Below are 15,149 nucleotides of genomic sequence, written 5' to 3'. Positions count from 1 at the left end.
GCCACGCCCCTCCCCGTCTTCCGAAAGGACCTGACCCATGGCCGCCAAACCCTTCCTGATTCTGCAGGACATCGACGTGCGCAAGGCAACCGAAGCCGACAGCAGCCGCACCACCACCATCGCCAAGATGACCATCCCGCCCATTCGCTTCAAGACGTCGACCCGCAGTGCAGGCGGCGGGGTGATGGATGTGGAATACAGCCAGGACAAGCTGCAGCCGATCGAGCCGGCCTTCAGCGTCCACGGCTTTGACCAGGACATGATGCCCGGTCTGCGCGAGCGCTGGACCTTCGCCGCGGCGCTGCGCAACCGCAAGACCGGCGGCGCGGTGCCCTTCCGCGCAACGATCGAGGGCGTCATCGTGGAGTGGACGCCCGACGAGGCGGACCCCAGCCAGTTCAACGGCTGCAATGCGCTCCTCAAGGAAGTCACCCATTTCGAGATGACGATCGACGGCGTCGAATACTGGTATGTCGATGAAGACGAACGGGTCTTGCGCCGGATGGGGGTGGATCTGATGGCTTCGCGCCGCGCGGCCCTGGGTGCCTGAGGCCGCCATGCCGGATATCGATTTCTCCGATTATGAACCGCTGGCCGATGGCGCATCTTCCGCAGACCACGCAGGTGACGCGGCAGGCCCGCGGATCGAGGCACTCGAACCGACGGCCGGCGAACGCAGCTACGTGTTGCTGGCGCCGCGGCGCGTGGATGGCGAGCCGCTGCGCCGCATCACGCTGCGGGCATTGACCCAGCAGGATCTGGACGATGTCGCCAATGGCGAGATCGCCAGCCGCCGGCTGCTGCTCTGCCGCCTGGCCGGCCTGCATCCGGATATCATCCGGTCTCTCATCTGGCCGGACAGCGAGGCAATCCACCAGATGTTCATCGACATGCTTCCTGACTTTCTGAAGGACTGAACCATGGGCCGACTGACCGCGACGATGGTGGTCGATCTGAAGGATCGCACCGGAAACACCACGCAAAGCATTATCGGCAATCTCAATCGCCTGCAGCGCGCCGAGCGTGACCGGGACCTGGCTGAGCGTGGCTTCACCCTGAACCGTGTCCAGCGGGCGCAGGAGCGCGAAATGATCGCGCGCGCCGCAGCCCGGGAACGGATGCTGATCGAAAACGAGGAGGAAGCCGCAGCGCGACGGGCGCGCTTCACCGGGGCCATCGCGGCCGGCGGGGCTGCTGTTGCAGCTGCCGGCTACGTGGCTGCCCGCACAGTCAAACAGTATGCCAGCCTCGAGCGGCAGATGACCCGCATCGGGATCACGGCGGATGCTTCGGCCCAGCAGACGACGGCTGCGTTTCAACAGGTCGACCGGATGGCGAAAGACCTTCGCCTTCCCAGCGTCGAACCTGCAATCGCAGCGCTCGACACCCTGGTGGCCTCCGGCCAGAGTCTCGAGGAAGCGATGGCTTTCCTGCCGTCCGTTCTTGCGACCGCGCAGGCGTCCGGTGCGGCGACCACCGACATTGCAAACACCGCCTTGAAGGCCGCATCGGCCCTGAAGCTTCAAAGCTCCGAGTTGCAGGATGCCTTCGACATCATGGTGCAAGGCGGCAAGGCAGGCCAATTCGAACTGAAGGATATGGCCCAGTATATCCCCGGTCTTGCCAACAGCTTCGCAAGCCTGGGCTACGAGGGACAGGATGGGCTGAAGCGTCTGATTGCAGTCATGCAGACCCTGCGGGAAGACACAGGCGATGCATCCTCGGCCGCAACGCAAGCGCAGAATATCTTCGGCAAGATCTACGCAGGAGAGACCGCAAACGCCTTCAAGAAAATGGGCATCGATCTGCGACGCGAAATGGAGCGTGCCAAGGCGGCCGGCGAGGATACCCTCTCCGCCTTCATCCGACTTACGGAAAAGGCGCTGAAGGGCGACATGTCGAAGCTACCCCAGCTGTTCACCGACCAGGAATTCCGCCTCGGTATGCAATCACTGCTGACGTCGGAGGAGAGCCTGCGCAAATTCATCGATACGCTGAATTCCGCCGAGGTGAAGGGAACCGTCTTCCGGGACCTGAACCGGGTTCTAACGGATACCCAAAGCAGTCTCGACGGAATGACGAAGAGCTGGGAGACACTGCAGACCAGCCTTGGCAAGGCGATCGCTCCCGCAGCAACAACGGTCATGAACACGGTATCCGGCAACCTCGACTATGGCACCGCCATGCGCGAAACCCTCAGGAAGCGGGGCATGGGCTATTGGGAATCAGAGAACTGGATCGCAACCCAGCTGCCACTTGGCGGTCTCTTTGGGACGTCGGAAGCCGCGGACCAGGCTGCCTACGAGGGCGGCTATCGCGATCCCGAGTTCATGGCGCGCTACAACGAGCGGCTTTACGGTGAGGGCAAGGCCAAGGCCTCCACGGGCAGGCACAGCAAGAAGGCAGCCGAACCGGCTGGGCCAACAGCAGGCGTCGGGGTGGCGATCCCCACCAGCCCGCTCGCGGCTATCATCCTCGATGATGCCCGCCGGACCCGCGCGGCCGGGATGGGGGGCACCACCGATACCCTGCCCGGCAAGCAAGCCGACGATCTCGACATCGGGCGGAAGGTGACGATCGACGGGACGCCGAGCGTTTCGCTTGCCGGAACGCAGACGGTGACCATCACCAATCCGCCGCCACGGCCGAACATCAATGTCCAGATGCACGTCACGATCCAGGAGGCGCGCAACGCCAATGCCGTGGCGGAAGAGCTGGGCCGGCGCCTGCGATCCGAGATGGACGGATTGCAGGCCTCGACAAACGACAGCGGCCTTTAGGGGTTCGTGCTTTCACGCATCGCGCGGAGGTGACGCTCGATCTCGATGAGCGTGGCCAGCACACCGCAAACAATCGACGCGGCAATGAGACCCAGAATGCCGCCTACAATGGCAAAGATGATTACACCGGCCGTCTCATGTCCGGACATCCCGCCAGCAATGGCGCCTCCCAGGGTGATGATGATGGCCAGCAATTGGTTGGCGCTGTCGAGAAAGCTGATCAGTGTACGATTCATGGAAAATCCCCTCAAAGTTGCGCGCATCTTCAACCACAGACCACGCCTGAAATAAACGGGGTGTCGGCACCCCTCCTCAAAAATGGTGAGGTTCATCAATGATGTATCTGCTCGGTGCAGTGATGATCGACACAAAGCCCTTTTCAGCCGACTCCGTGCGGCGCGAAAGCACCGGCTCGCTGGTCGCGAAGCCGGTGATGGGTGGTCGCCAACGCAAGGAAAACACCGGTGAGGGCGAAGACGACCTGACCATTTCCGGACAGCTGCTTCCCTCGCGGATCGGCGGCCTGACACAGCTCGACATGCTGCACGCCATGCGCCGCCGGGGAGCCCGCTTCCCGGTGATGCGCGGTGATGGTGTGCGTCTGGGTTGGTACGCCATCAAGTCGATCTCGGAGGAGCATCGCGCATTGATGAGCGACGGTGTGGGCTTCGAGCTTCTCTACACCGTCGCGCTTGAACAGGCGGACGAACGACCGGGCGACGGGCAATCCGTGATCGGCGCCCTGCTCTCCCTCTTTTCGCTGGGGGGCGTGCTCTGATGCCGGAAACCTACACTGTCCGCGGCGAAGGCCAGACGGTGGAGCTGGTGCTCCATCGCAGGCATGGCGCGCGCGGCCGCACACTGATTGCAGAGACCCTGCGCATCAATCCGGGCCTCGCTGCGCTGGGCGCCTGGTTGCCGCCCGGCACACAATTCCTCCTGCCGGACCTGCCGGCGGAGACGGCCACCGTGAGGCCCCGAAAGAGCCTGTTCAAGGACTGAACCCATGCCCTGGATCAACAACGTCTTCTACGACCTGACGGAGGCGCCCACCTGGTCAGTGGACTGGAGCGTCATTGTCGGCGGAAAGAACCGCACGTCCGCGATGCGACCCTATCTGATCGATATCACCGTGACCGACAAGGAAGGCACCAGCAGCGATACCTGCTCGCTGACCTTCGACGATACCGACGGCGAGATCGACCTGGATATGGAAGGGCTTGATCTCCTCGTCCGCCTGAACGGGATCGCGGTCTTCGACGGCGTGGTCGAAACGGCCAGAAGCACCGGTTCACGCGGCGGTGGCCGGCTGATCCCCGTGACGGCAAAGAGCTTCGATACCCGCGGCAAGGCCAAGGAAGCGCAGGCCTTTCACCGGGACCATGCGACCCTCAGGGATTTCCTCGAGGAGGCTGGCCGCCGCGCCGGCTACACGATCTCGGTTGATGACGCGCTCGGGGCCATCGAACGCGACTACTGGTCGGCCGACTATGAGAATTTTCTGGATATCGGCGAAAAGATCGCGCGGGAGGTCAACGGCACCTTCAAGATCCGCGGCCGGCAGGCCGTTCTGGTTTCACGGGGCAATACGGAACTGCCCACGGTTCACGGGATTGTCGGACCGAACGGCAATGTCATTACCTGGGATCTCGCCCCCTTCACCGGTCGGCCCGCTTACACCAAGGCGCAGGCCCGTTATTTCGACCGGGAAAAGGCGCGATGGGTAACGCAGGAGGTCGATATCGATCTTGGCCGGGATGTGCCTGCCGCCACCCATGTGACGCGGCTGCCCATGGGCGACCGGGCGCAGGCCAGGCGGCGCGCGGAAGGGCGGCATGGAGAGGCAAAGCGTGAGGCCGGCGGCGGAACCGTTCTTCTCGATCTGACACCGGAAGCGCAGGCTGAAGCGCCCTTCGTGCTGTCCGGCGCGCGATCGCAAGTCGATGGCCGATGGCGGATCGTCGACGTCACCCACACCGCAAACCGAGGCGGGGGCGCCACCACCCAGCTCGGCGTGAAGGAACCGGGCGCGAAGTAGTCACGCCCTGAAGAACTGCCCAGCCAGCAGAACCGCCTCCGCCATGGAGGCACAACCACCCTACAGGAGACACCATGTCGGTCACTGCAATCTCGCAGCCCGGGAAGGCCTTCGTGCGCCTGCACGAAGGCAATGTCCTTACCTGCTACCTCGATAGCCGCAAGATCCCGACGATCGGAACCGGCTTCACCATGCGCAGCGAAAGCTGCCGGCGCGAATTCGCACGGATCGGCATCACCCAGCTGGTCCCGGGAAAGACGAAGCTGACGACGGACCAGTCCGATGCCATTCTCGACGCCGTCATGGCCGCAGAATTCGTGCCGGCCGTGATCGCCAACAGCCCTGAGGACCGCAAGCAGCATCAGCTCGATGCGGCAGCATCCGCCGTTTTCAATCTGGGGACGGGCGCCATGCAATGGGAATGGGCCAGGCTGTGGCGTGCAGGCCGGCTGCAGGAGGCGGCGAACTATCTGGCGACGCATTACAACACGGCAGGCGGCAAGCGGCTGGCCGGGCTGGTGCGCAGGCGCCAGGAGGAGGCGCTGCTTTTTGCAAAGGGCATCTACACGGGTGTTGCCGACAGCCTGCCCGAGGGCGCACCGCGCCAGGCAACGGCAGCCCCCACCCCGCCCGATCCGGTTGTCCAGGAAGCGCAGGACCTCCTGACCTCGGCCGGCTTCAATCCCGGCGGCATCGACGGCTGGATGGGCGAACGCACGAAGGCCGCCGTGATCGCCTATCAGCGGGCGCATCCACACCTGGTAGCCGATGGCATCATCGGAACTGCCACGCTGACGCAGTTGCGCCGTGACGCAGCGGCGGCCCGAGAAGCGATTGGCCGGACTGCGGCCAGCGGCCTCGGATCGGCAGTCACAGCCTGGCTCGGCGGCCTGCCCTGGGGATGGTTTGCCGCAGCAGCCATGCTGATCGCCCTCACCTATGTGGCCTACCGCAATCGCGACCTGCTCGTCAGGCGCTGGAACACCTGGCACAGCAAATTGCTCCGGAGAACTTGATGTCGACGCTGTTTAAAACTGCCCCGGTCAATGACTGGCTTAAGGTCGCCGAGAAGAAGGACACCGTTCTGATCTCGCATGAGTGGATCCACACGGTCCATGTCTATGTCGGCACAACTGTCCCCGACCAGGCCAGCGCCTATCACCCCTGCCGCGCCAATGGCGGCTTTGGTGCGAGCGGAATTAGCGCCACGGATGTGTATATTCGCTCCGGGGCCAGAATTCCGCTCGAGGTAACGGTCACGGCGGTTTGAGCCATGGGTAAATTGCGACTTGGCCGCAGGCGCGGCATCTGGCTGGGTGATGGCACCCTTTCGCTTTCCCAGGGTGGCTGGTGGTCATCCACCGCCATGCGGCTTGACGGTGCGGCTCCCTCCGTTGTGATCGATCTCAACAATGATCGATATGCACTGCCCACCTTGGGTCCGGAAATGTTGGTCAATGGCGACTTCTCCCAGGGTGCGGTCGGGTGGGTGGCAAATTCGGGAACGACTTTGGCCGTCGTCAACGGGTCTGCAGGGGTGACAGCAACGTCCGCCGGCACCAGCTCGATCGCTGCGGCGGTCAATGTCACTGTGGGGTCGCTCTATCGGGTTTCCGGGCGCCTGATCTCCGCCACGTCTGCGGCCGGTCTTGCTATTATGACGGCTGTGAATGCCGGAACTTTTGCCAGCACAACGCCTGCTCTGACAGCAGGCGTCTATGAGTTCTATTTTGTTGCGACACAGGCGACGATGTATGTCGGCCCGCGGATCTTCTCCGCGGCCGTTGGTGCAGCAACGACCTGGGATGATGTTTCGGTCAGAGAGGTTCAGCTTAATCGACTGACCCGTGCCGCCTTCGCGGAGTGCTTCACCTTCAGCGCGTCTTCCACTGTGGCGCGCACCTATATCGATAAGGCCGGCATCATGCGCAATGACCTGGCGGCAGATCAGCCGAGGTTCGGCTGGAAAGCCGGAAAGCGTCGATTGCTGCTGGAGGATACGGCAACGAACGCGCTGACGCAGTCGGGCAACCTTTTGGACGCTGCGTGGTCTTTCTTTTTCCTGAGCGTTGCAAGCGTTGATGCCAATAAATTTGGCCCTGGGTTCCCCGCATTTACGCTGCGCGAAAATGCTACAAATGGAGTGCATGCGTTGGGGCGTGCAGGCTCGGCGCGGCCAGCCATAATCTCAGGTCAGAGCTATGTGGACACATACTGCCTGGCGGCCGACGGCCGAGAGTGGCTGCTCTATGAGAACAACGCAACCGGTAGTTACAAGTCTGTTTATGTCAACATTGCCACGCGCACCGTGGGTGCAAACGGTTTCGGTAGTGCTATTTCGGTGAAGTTCACGGATGGGCCGGCAGGATTTGTGCTGGTCAGCTTCGTCTTCACGTCCACGGTCAACAGCGCGCTGGATGGATCTCTCTTTCTGACCACGGGAGATGGTGCTGGGAAGAATTATGTCGGTGATACGGCAAAGGGCATTCAGTTCGGCTGGCGGCAGGTCGAGACAGGATCAGCGCCAACGTCCTACATCCCGACTGCGGGCAGCGCCGTCACGCGCACCATCGAAACCGCGCGCTTTTCGCCGCTTGTCGAGGCGATTATTCAGCGCGCCGCCGCGACGATCCGTGTCCAGTATCAGCTTTACGAGCAGACGAACGTGCAGCGTGTCATTGGCGGTGTAAATCCGACGGCGCTTGTTGGCGATTCAGGGGTGGGGCGCGTCTCCAACTGGAACGGATCAACGACGCTGGCGACCGCTGTAGGACAGGGTGCCTCTCTAATTGTGCCCACCAGTTCCATCATCGCATGGAATGCAGCTGGTCGATCGCTGGTCACCTATCTGGGGCCGGCAGGCGGCGTGGTTGCGAGCGATGGCAATCAGCCTGGTGATCGCTCTCTGGTGTATCTCGGTCGCGGTAGCGTCGTCGGGGTAAATCCCGGCTACGGGGACGGCTTCTACGACACGGTGACGATCTGGCCGATCCGGGGCGCAGACGCATCCATTCAAGCATTGGCGGTTCCGGCATGAACACGATCGACGTTTTCCTGAGGTTCGAAAACGCGGCAGCTGCATTGGCCGTCGCGGAACAGATCACGCGGCGTTATGCGCCGGAGCTGCCCCCGGAATGGACGCTGACGGAACTGCCTGTCGATGGTGGCTTTGGAGGCAATCGGTTCGATATCATCATCGGCCAGCCTCCATTACAGCTGACAGGGAGCGCAGATCCCGAGAGCGGCGAGCCGGTCATGGTACCGCAGCCCGGTCTCTGGATCGTGGGACGATGGAGGGGCCCCGATCCCCTTCCCGAGGAATTGCGGCCTCACAGCGTCGAGCCCTGGGGCCAGATCATCGGATAACAGCAACTGCCGGCCTGAGCCGGCGTCCATTCCCTTCAACGAGTGAGATGCGCGATGAGCGAAAACTACCGCACCTTTGCGGAGATGATTGACGCATGGCTGGGTGGGGCCGGGCTGACCGTGGTCGGCGCCCTGCTGGGTCGTGCCATGTGGCATGTGCAGCAGGCGCGCAAGGGTCTGCGCCGGTTCTTCGGACCGGAAATCATCTACGAGCTGCCGATTGCGATCGGCATGGCAATGATTGGCGAAGGTCTGGCGGCCTGGCTCAACCTGCAGCAGCCGACATCGACGGGCCTCATCGCGATGCTGGCCTATCTTGGTCCGCGTGGCGCGGAGATCATGCTGCTGCGATGGTTCGGCAAGAAAGTGGCGGGCGATTGAGGCATGGAGGCCGGGTCGCTGGATCAGCGGCGCGGTCGGGTCCCTTCTCTGTATTCAGCTTCATCAAGGGCCAAACCGATGAGGTAGATGAGCATCTCGTTCCCATTGCTGCGATGAGGATTATCTTTAAGACTGGCAATCTCCTTGGCCTCTTTTAGTTTTAGAATAACCTCATTTATTCTGGATTGCTCCATTCTTAGCCCCTATCTGTAAAGAACGCCTGATCTTAAGGCGGCGCTAAACTAGAACAATCCTTAAAATCACGGGGAATTTTCAATCTATCATCATTGCCTTTGCGCGTTGGCAGTGTTTTGACTGGCGCGCCATGCTTCAGGTTGCATGGGACGACGATCAGGGGGATCAATGAGAAGAGTAATGGTGATGGGGCTCGTCGCCCTCGCAGTGGGTTCGTGTGCGAAGCGCCCGGATGCAATCGTGCCTGTCGATTACCCCATGGCGGCTTATTCCGGGAAGAGCTGCAGCGAACTGGCGGCCGAGCTTGCCAAAGAAAAGACGAAGCTTTCGGCCGTCTCGAAGGCGCAACATGACGCGGCAACCGGCGATGCGCTGGGTGTGTTTCTGATCGGGGTGCCGATGTCTTCGACGTTTGGAGGCGACAAGGAAGGGGATGTCGCCGTGTCAAAGGGCAAGGTCCAGGCGCTGGAAGCGTCGATGACCGCCAAGAAGTGCAAATAAGACAAGACGTGAAAGCCGGTCACGCGCCGGCTCTCACCCTTGCATCATGCTCCATTCCGGGACTGAGCGAGAGGCTGCTGATGCATCCGCTCGATATCGTAATGCAGGGTGCAGCCGTCATCCTTGTCGCCCACGCGCGGGCATCCTTCGGCCATTGCAATCCGCTTCAGCAGATCCGGCAAGCAGTGGTCGCCTGCCCGCTCCAGAAGGGTGGCGGCATCGTAACGGCGCTGCAGGCCGCATTTGGGACAGACGGTAAAGACCTTGCCTCCCACAAAATCAGATAGATAGGGCGAACTGTGGCGCTGCCCATTGGATAGCTTAGCAACCTTCGCCTGAGGAAAACCTGACATCCGAATCTCCATGTTCGGACCGGCCGCATTCGGTCATCTGAGTTTTTGCCTGCCGCTCTCAGGCACTCCATCCATGAAGAACCGCAGATCGCCTGTCAACGGGCGGTCGAGGCGCGTCTCCAAAGATCGGCCGGGCGGAAAACCGCCCGGCCCTTGATGCCGCCCGACATCGGGTGGCCGCAGCGTTCACACGCTGCAGCGGCGGGATTTGATTGCAGTCTCTCCCCGCCTGGCAATCCCGAAAGGATCATCGCCACACCCGAGGCCTGCGCAGGCCCGCGGGGCATGGCAGAATAAAAGATCCCTGACAATGGACTTGTTTGATTTCACCAGCGTTCGGCCCGTCACCCCGCCCGCTCCCTATCTCGGCGGCAAGAAGCAGCTTGCACAGCGCATCGCCTCACTCCTGGAACAGATGCCGCATACGCTTTATGCGGAGCCTTTTGTGGGTATGGGCGGCGTATTCTTCCGCCGCACGCTGATCCCCCGGAGCGAAGTGATCAACGATCGCTCGGGCGACGTGGCGACGGTCTTCCGCATCCTGCAGCGGCACTATCCCCAGCTGATGGAGGTCATGAAATTCCAGCTGACATCACGACGGGAGTTCGAGCGCCTGGCGGCCACCGATCCAGCAACGCTGACCGACCTCGAACGGGCTGCCCGCTTCCTGTATCTTCAGCGCCTGTCTTTCGGAGGAAAGATCACGGGGCGGAGTTTTGGCGTCGACACAAGCGGCCCTGCCCGCTTCAACATCGCCCGCCTCGGCACCATCCTTGAGGAGGTACATGAGCGTCTCTCCGGCGTCGTCATCGAGAACCTCGACTGGTCGGACTTCATCGACCGCTATGACCGGCCGGACACGCTCTTTTATCTCGACCCGCCTTATTGGGGCTGCGAGAACGATTATGGGAAAAACGTCTTCAGCCGCGACACTTTTGCCGAGATGGCCGACAGGCTTTCGCGCATCAAGGGGCGCTTCATGATTTCGTTGAACGACTGTGCCGGCGTGCGCGAAACCTTTGCACGTTTCCCCATGGTACCGGTGGGCCTGACCTATACGGTGAGCGGGGGCAGCGGCAAGGACGTGGGCGAGGTGATCATCCTCGACGGCCGCCAGCCAATGCCGGCAAATCTGCCCCTCGCCTGATACGGTTTTGCCAAAGCAGCGCCGGCACTCACGAGCCGGCGCGCAGTCACTGAGTTTTTCGACAAAACGACCTGATGATCAAGGTCAACAGGCGTATGAGCTGTCGCGTCGACGGCCAGAACGCCTTACACCGGCCCACCACTGCCACCGCTACAATGGTGGGCAGTGCCTTCGCACTTGTCTGCCGAGGCCGTGGAACCAAGGCCAGATATCGTTGACATCAACAATGCGGCAAGAAGTACTGCCGCCATTCGAAAAGCATAAATCACCGCAGCCTCCACTGTTTCGTTTAGCAGTTCTTATCACTCGGTCCGTTGATGGCCCATCTGAGTGATCGAACATTACTATGTGATGAGGCGTTGAAGCCGCTCGCCAAGTCAGCAGACTTAATGGAGTTCTTGGGAACGCCAAACAAAACCACTTTTACACACTGATCTGATATAAGCGGCCATTTGGCATCTTCAATCGTCGTTGAAATTTTAGGTGGGGCTTGAATTGGAAACGGGTATGGGCCGCTCGCGAAGGGGAACATGCGCTCCATATCGGGGATGTTGCTTGTCGGACCAAACGCGACGACGATATCGTAATCATCACGCGCGCTGTTCGGAATATAGCCGTCTTCGTTCGGACCGGTGGATCCGATCCTCACGTCAACGACCTTCTTTTGCCTGTCAACTTCGAATTCGTTGATGGCTGCCCTCGATATGTCAGTCTTTATCCAGTCTTTCACAAAACCGACAATGGCGACAAACTTGACCGAGAGAAGGATTTGCGCCGCGACTCCGACCAAAAAGTACGTCATCGAGATCTTTAAGAAGTGCTTGATCGCGTTGAGTGTCTTGGTGTTTGGTGTGGCACGCGTTCCATTCGGCCCGGGCGCAGTATAAGATAATTCTTTCCTGAGAAGATTGTATCCGAGCAGAAGGAACGCGAGGCTTCCGCCAATTCCTCCCAGCTGAATCAGATTTCCGAGGCCTGCGATGAAGGTTTCCATGTGCCCCTCGCCACGTTTGCTTCCGCAATTTAATTTTAGAAGACAATCTTATTCAAGAGATAATCAATCGATATATTCCTCGACCCGATTATCGTAACCTGCAAAATACATGCTGTCGCTCACGGACTGAAATAACAAGTGCCTCCTCTCTCGACAGCATGCGCTTGTGTTGGGTTGGTTTGATGATGCGTCAACGGTAACGCGCGTTGACGCAGATGCGTCAATCTATTTTAGCCCTGTCCATCAATTCGCGGAGCGCCTCGGGGTAAGAAAGTCGGTTTTCCATCGCCCATGAGACAAAGCGGTTATAGGTGGAAATGGGTGGGCGAATGTTGAGGTTGGCAGAAGGCTCGGCCGCCTGCCGACGGCGCAGTTGCTGGGTCGGTTGGCGGGAGACAAAGCCATGCCGCTCCGCTACCTCGTCGAGGCGACGCTCTGGAATCGAGGGGGCGGGCTCCGTATCGGGCTTGATGTCCGACAGCTTTCCACCGAAGCCAAGATCTTTCATGCAGCCTTCTCCTTCTCCATAACCAGCGTAATCAGTTCCTCGGTCAGGGCCATCGCGTTCTCCCTGGCCTTCGGCAGGCCGTTGACCTCGTTTTCGTCCAGTTCTTCCAGGTCCAGTTGGTGGAAGAACATGCTCTTGAACGCAGCCCGCTCGTTGAGGTGATTGCGGAACTGCGGAATCTCGCCGCCATTGAGCTGGGCAAGGATAGCTTTCTCCAGCTTTGTGGTGATGACCGGCGAGGTGCGCGTGAAAAGCACGCGATAGGGGATAACCTTGTCGAAAGCGTCCCCCTCGTCCTTGATCAGATGGATGGCGCGAGCCGCCAGCTCGGCGTCTGTGGGGCTCGCCTGGATGGGGATGATCACCAGGTGGGCGCGAAACAGTGCACGCGACATCAGCCGGCTCGCTGTGCCTTCGAGATCGACAAAGACAAACTGCTTCGACGTCCGATGCGCATCGAGCTTTGTCTTGAAGGTTTCTTCGTCAGTCGCGCTATCCACCACAACGGGGTTCTGCGAGTCCCCTCCCCTCCAACCGGCGATCGGCTGGTTCCGGTCACAGTCGAGAATGGTGACGCTGGCGCCCTGACGGGCGAGGGTCGTTGCCAACACCAGCGTCGTTGTCGATTTTCCGGCGCCACCCTTCGGGTTCGCCACGGCGATTACAGGCATCGGGATCTCCTACGGGTTAAAGCAGAGTGATGCGTCATGGAGCGTCATGGAGCGTCATGGAGCGTCATGGAGCGTCATGGAGCGTCATGGAGCGTCATCATGAACGCACGCGCTTTATAAAGCGTTAAGATGCGTCCTCATTAACGCATGTGCACGTTGACGCGTCAAGACGCGCGCACGTTAACGCAGATGCGTCAACGTTGACGCGCGCCAACATTTGCGAGACTCTCATGATCTGCTTGCAAATACTATTTGTTGCTGAACGCGCTTTTTTATATCAAAATACGCGAAATATAGGGGGAGCAACATGGAAAAGATCGTACCTTTAATGTTCGCTGTTTCATTTCTTAGCGGATGTACATACGCAGCAAATCAGGTTCTCGGAGATGCCGCGACACCCATAAATCCTACAGCAGCGCAACGTTACGATGTTGCCAAGGTTTTCCGCGTCAGGAAAGACGGAACTTCATACCAGATATGCCAGCCAGACCTAGAAAATAAGGCGATAAAAGCTATCTCCGTTGAGACAGTCACAGACTCGAATGATGTAGTTACGGATCAGGTTGCCGGAGATGGCGTCAGTTTTTCACTTCCCGGCGCCCCGAAATTCCAAATGCCATATCATAAAACGCAGGTGACCGGATACACAGTGAAAAAGGCCGCGTGGCCAGACGACGACAGCTTTTATGCCTATTTTCAGAAAAGTGTAGGTCAGAGGTGCCGCAACTTGATAAAGCAAGGCAACGTTTTGATTGTCGAAGCTGAGGCACGCGCTAAAAAGTCAGCCCAGCTCATTAAGGGACCGATAGCCGACTTCCAAATCGGTGGCAGCAAAGTTGAGGGGCTAGGCAAAGAACGCACCATTCCAGCGCCAGCAAACGTAACGTTTGGAGTGATTGCAGCTCGCCCATGAGACTGAGCGTCAAGACAGTTCCTAAATAGGTTCGCCGTCTGCACTGTCTTGACACATTTGCCAGTGCATTTTCAGTTTTTAGCAGATCGGTTACTTTGTCGTGCGTTGGCGCGCGCTTGGGGAAAGTGATCGTAGAATGTCACCCGGCTAACACCCAGCCGGCGCGCGATCTCAGCCACGGATATGTCGCCGGCCGCCAGCATCGCCCTTGCCGCCCGCTTGTCTTCCTCGGTGAGCTTCGATGGTCGGCCGCCTTTGCGGCCGCGGGCGAGGGCCGCCTTCAGGCCTTCCATGGTACGCTCACGGTTGAGGTCCAAGAAATACTCGGCCATCGCGCCATGGATCTGCAGGAAGAAACGCCCTTGGGCGCTCTCGCTGTCCAATTCCTCCGTGAGGCTCCTGAAACTGATCCCGTCCGTCCGGAGTTTGTCGATCGTCCGCATCATCTCGACCAGGGAGCGGCCGAGCCGGTCCAGCTTCCAAACGACCAGGACGTCATCCGGCCGGAGATAGGCGAGGGCGGCCTCCAGTTCCGGCCGCCGGCTTCCGGCCTTGCCTGACTTCTTCTCCTCGAAGATCTTCTCACAGCCGGCGCGCGTCAATGCATCCCTCTGCATGTCGAGGTTCTGATCAGCAGTCGAGACGCGGGCATATCCAATCTTCATGTCAGGAAACATCTTTCAGGTGCGTTTTCCTGTCAATTGATTTCCTGACATAGTTTTCTGACAAAAAAGCCCGCCTTGAAGGCGGGCCGATCCGGGGAAGGGGAGGGCGTAAGGAAAACGGTCGATTAGCGGACACACTGCAACGCCGCAGCACCCTTGGTGTGTCCGACTTGGGGCCGTCAGCTGTCGGTCCGGTATCGGGCGCCGTCTAGCCTTGGTTAGGATCGCCGGCGATGTCACGTTGTCTGCAGCTTAACGGTTGAGATAATTGGATGAGGACGAGGACGAGGATGAGCGTAAGACCGTATGTCCGTCTTCGTGACGGAGGTGGCTCGCCCTACATTGGTCTTCCGAGGGTTGCTCGGATAGGCCGAGCCGATCCTCAAGACAAGAAGGACAAGCCACGGCAGATTATAGAGAAGCTTTTGTCTGAATCGATGTCGCCAAACTGAAGAACGCAATTGCGATCGCAGACTCCGGACGAGATGGAGAGATACGGCATTTCGGCCAGGTTGAAGCTTCTCGTCGGGACGCGATCTGTCAAACAAGTAGCAGTGCGAAGATCAACTTTAATGCAGCGGCCGGCTCTGTACCGTGGAAGTAGCATTCTACACAGTATGGCCTGCTGCCGGTTTTT

At 59.9% G+C, this 15,149-nt stretch carries 21 protein-coding genes; 14 read left to right on the top strand and 7 right to left on the bottom strand.

What is annotated here, in order from left to right; genetic code table 11:
* Positions 1-37: 37 nt before the first annotated feature.
* Genes FNA46_RS20010 through FNA46_RS20000 form a run of 3 tightly spaced genes read left to right on the top strand, consistent with a single transcriptional unit; the run spans position 38 to position 2,780 of the window.
* Entirely contained in the window at positions 38-550 is a 513-nt protein-coding gene (locus FNA46_RS20010; protein ID WP_143126978.1) for a phage major tail tube protein, read from the top strand.
* A 7-nt stretch (positions 551-557) separates the two neighbouring features.
* Positions 558-917 carry a phage tail assembly protein gene (locus FNA46_RS20005; protein ID WP_143126977.1) on the top strand — a complete coding sequence of 120 codons (360 nt, stop codon included), beginning with the start codon at positions 558-560 and terminating at the stop codon, positions 915-917.
* Positions 918-920: 3 nt separating this feature from the next.
* Positions 921-2,780: a phage tail tape measure protein gene (locus FNA46_RS20000; RefSeq protein ID WP_143126976.1), complete on the top strand. Its 1,860-nt coding sequence runs from the start codon at positions 921-923 to the stop codon at positions 2,778-2,780.
* Here the strand turns inward: FNA46_RS20000 and FNA46_RS19995 are convergent.
* Positions 2,777-3,016, bottom strand: a complete 240-nt coding sequence (locus FNA46_RS19995) for a hypothetical protein (RefSeq protein WP_143126975.1) — start codon at positions 3,014-3,016, stop codon at positions 2,777-2,779. The two genes, FNA46_RS20000 and FNA46_RS19995, sit on opposite strands and share 4 nt — an antisense overlap.
* A gap of 98 nt (positions 3,017-3,114) precedes the next feature.
* Between FNA46_RS19995 and FNA46_RS19990 the strand changes: the two genes are divergently transcribed.
* From FNA46_RS19990 to FNA46_RS19955, 8 genes are all read left to right on the top strand, one after another.
* Positions 3,115-3,558, top strand: a complete 444-nt coding sequence (locus FNA46_RS19990) for a phage tail protein (RefSeq protein WP_143126974.1) — start codon at positions 3,115-3,117, stop codon at positions 3,556-3,558.
* Entirely contained in the window at positions 3,558-3,782 is a 225-nt protein-coding gene (locus FNA46_RS19985) for a tail protein X (RefSeq protein WP_143126973.1), read from the top strand. The genes FNA46_RS19990 and FNA46_RS19985 overlap by 1 nt, the downstream gene beginning before the upstream one ends.
* A gap of 4 nt (positions 3,783-3,786) precedes the next feature.
* A complete protein-coding gene (locus tag FNA46_RS19980; RefSeq protein WP_143126972.1) occupies positions 3,787-4,818 on the top strand; it encodes a phage late control D family protein in 1,032 nt (343 codons plus the stop codon).
* Between the two features lie 74 nt (positions 4,819-4,892).
* Positions 4,893-5,834 carry a glycoside hydrolase family protein gene (locus FNA46_RS19975; protein ID WP_143126971.1) on the top strand — a complete coding sequence of 314 codons (942 nt, stop codon included), beginning with the start codon at positions 4,893-4,895 and terminating at the stop codon, positions 5,832-5,834.
* Positions 5,834-6,088: a hypothetical protein gene (locus FNA46_RS19970; RefSeq protein WP_143126970.1), complete on the top strand. Its 255-nt coding sequence runs from the start codon at positions 5,834-5,836 to the stop codon at positions 6,086-6,088. The genes FNA46_RS19975 and FNA46_RS19970 overlap by 1 nt, the downstream gene beginning before the upstream one ends.
* Before the next feature lie 3 nt (positions 6,089-6,091).
* Positions 6,092-7,855 (top strand): phage head spike fiber domain-containing protein, encoded by a 1,764-nt coding sequence (locus FNA46_RS19965; RefSeq protein WP_143126969.1) that lies wholly within the window; start codon positions 6,092-6,094, stop codon positions 7,853-7,855.
* A complete protein-coding gene (locus tag FNA46_RS19960; protein WP_143126968.1) occupies positions 7,852-8,184 on the top strand; it encodes a hypothetical protein in 333 nt (110 codons plus the stop codon). The genes FNA46_RS19965 and FNA46_RS19960 overlap by 4 nt, the downstream gene beginning before the upstream one ends.
* A gap of 54 nt (positions 8,185-8,238) precedes the next feature.
* A complete protein-coding gene (locus FNA46_RS19955; RefSeq protein WP_143126967.1) occupies positions 8,239-8,565 on the top strand; it encodes a phage holin family protein in 327 nt (108 codons plus the stop codon).
* A 23-nt stretch (positions 8,566-8,588) separates the two neighbouring features.
* On the opposite strand, the gene FNA46_RS26170 is transcribed toward FNA46_RS19955, so the two are convergent.
* A complete protein-coding gene (locus FNA46_RS26170; RefSeq protein WP_185969925.1) occupies positions 8,589-8,759 on the bottom strand; it encodes a hypothetical protein in 171 nt (56 codons plus the stop codon).
* Positions 8,760-8,940: 181 nt separating this feature from the next.
* Between FNA46_RS26170 and FNA46_RS19950 the strand changes: the two genes are divergently transcribed.
* The gene (locus FNA46_RS19950) at positions 8,941-9,261 is read left to right on the top strand and encodes a hypothetical protein (protein WP_246103228.1); all 321 of its coding nucleotides are present in this window, start codon (positions 8,941-8,943) and stop codon (positions 9,259-9,261) included.
* Positions 9,262-9,305: 44 nt separating this feature from the next.
* On the opposite strand, the gene FNA46_RS19945 is transcribed toward FNA46_RS19950, so the two are convergent.
* Positions 9,306-9,614: a hypothetical protein gene (locus FNA46_RS19945; RefSeq protein ID WP_143126965.1), complete on the bottom strand. Its 309-nt coding sequence runs from the start codon at positions 9,612-9,614 to the stop codon at positions 9,306-9,308.
* Positions 9,615-9,924: 310 nt separating this feature from the next.
* On the opposite strand from FNA46_RS19945, the gene FNA46_RS19940 reads away from it, so the two are divergent.
* Positions 9,925-10,761 carry a DNA adenine methylase gene (locus tag FNA46_RS19940; protein WP_143127017.1) on the top strand — a complete coding sequence of 279 codons (837 nt, stop codon included), beginning with the start codon at positions 9,925-9,927 and terminating at the stop codon, positions 10,759-10,761.
* A gap of 289 nt (positions 10,762-11,050) precedes the next feature.
* Here the strand turns inward: FNA46_RS19940 and FNA46_RS19935 are convergent, their stop codons facing one another.
* From FNA46_RS19935 to FNA46_RS19925, 3 genes are all read right to left on the bottom strand, one after another.
* Complete coding sequence (locus FNA46_RS19935) at positions 11,051-11,755, bottom strand: hypothetical protein (protein ID WP_143126964.1); 705 nt, start codon at positions 11,753-11,755, stop codon at positions 11,051-11,053.
* Positions 11,756-11,975: 220 nt separating this feature from the next.
* On the bottom strand, positions 11,976-12,263 hold the full coding sequence (locus FNA46_RS19930; protein WP_143126963.1) for a hypothetical protein: 288 nt from the start codon (positions 12,261-12,263) through the stop codon (positions 11,976-11,978).
* Entirely contained in the window at positions 12,260-12,934 is a 675-nt protein-coding gene (locus tag FNA46_RS19925; protein WP_143126962.1) for a ParA family protein, read from the bottom strand. The genes FNA46_RS19930 and FNA46_RS19925 overlap by 4 nt, the downstream gene beginning before the upstream one ends.
* A gap of 307 nt (positions 12,935-13,241) precedes the next feature.
* Here FNA46_RS19925 and FNA46_RS19920 point away from each other — a divergent pair, with 307 nt between their 5' ends.
* Positions 13,242-13,847: a hypothetical protein gene (locus FNA46_RS19920; RefSeq protein WP_143126961.1), complete on the top strand. Its 606-nt coding sequence runs from the start codon at positions 13,242-13,244 to the stop codon at positions 13,845-13,847.
* 71 nt (positions 13,848-13,918) lie between these two features.
* Here the strand turns inward: FNA46_RS19920 and FNA46_RS19915 are convergent, their stop codons facing one another.
* Complete coding sequence (locus tag FNA46_RS19915) at positions 13,919-14,512, bottom strand: recombinase family protein (protein ID WP_143126960.1); 594 nt, start codon at positions 14,510-14,512, stop codon at positions 13,919-13,921.
* Positions 14,513-15,149: the final 637 nt, after the last annotated feature.

This window comes from Affinirhizobium straminoryzae, from assembly GCF_007004135.1.
Taxonomy (GTDB): domain Bacteria; phylum Pseudomonadota; class Alphaproteobacteria; order Rhizobiales; family Rhizobiaceae; genus Neorhizobium; species Neorhizobium straminoryzae.
The sequence above is the reverse complement of the archived record's forward strand: the minus strand, read 5'-3'. Positions and strand labels throughout refer to the sequence as shown.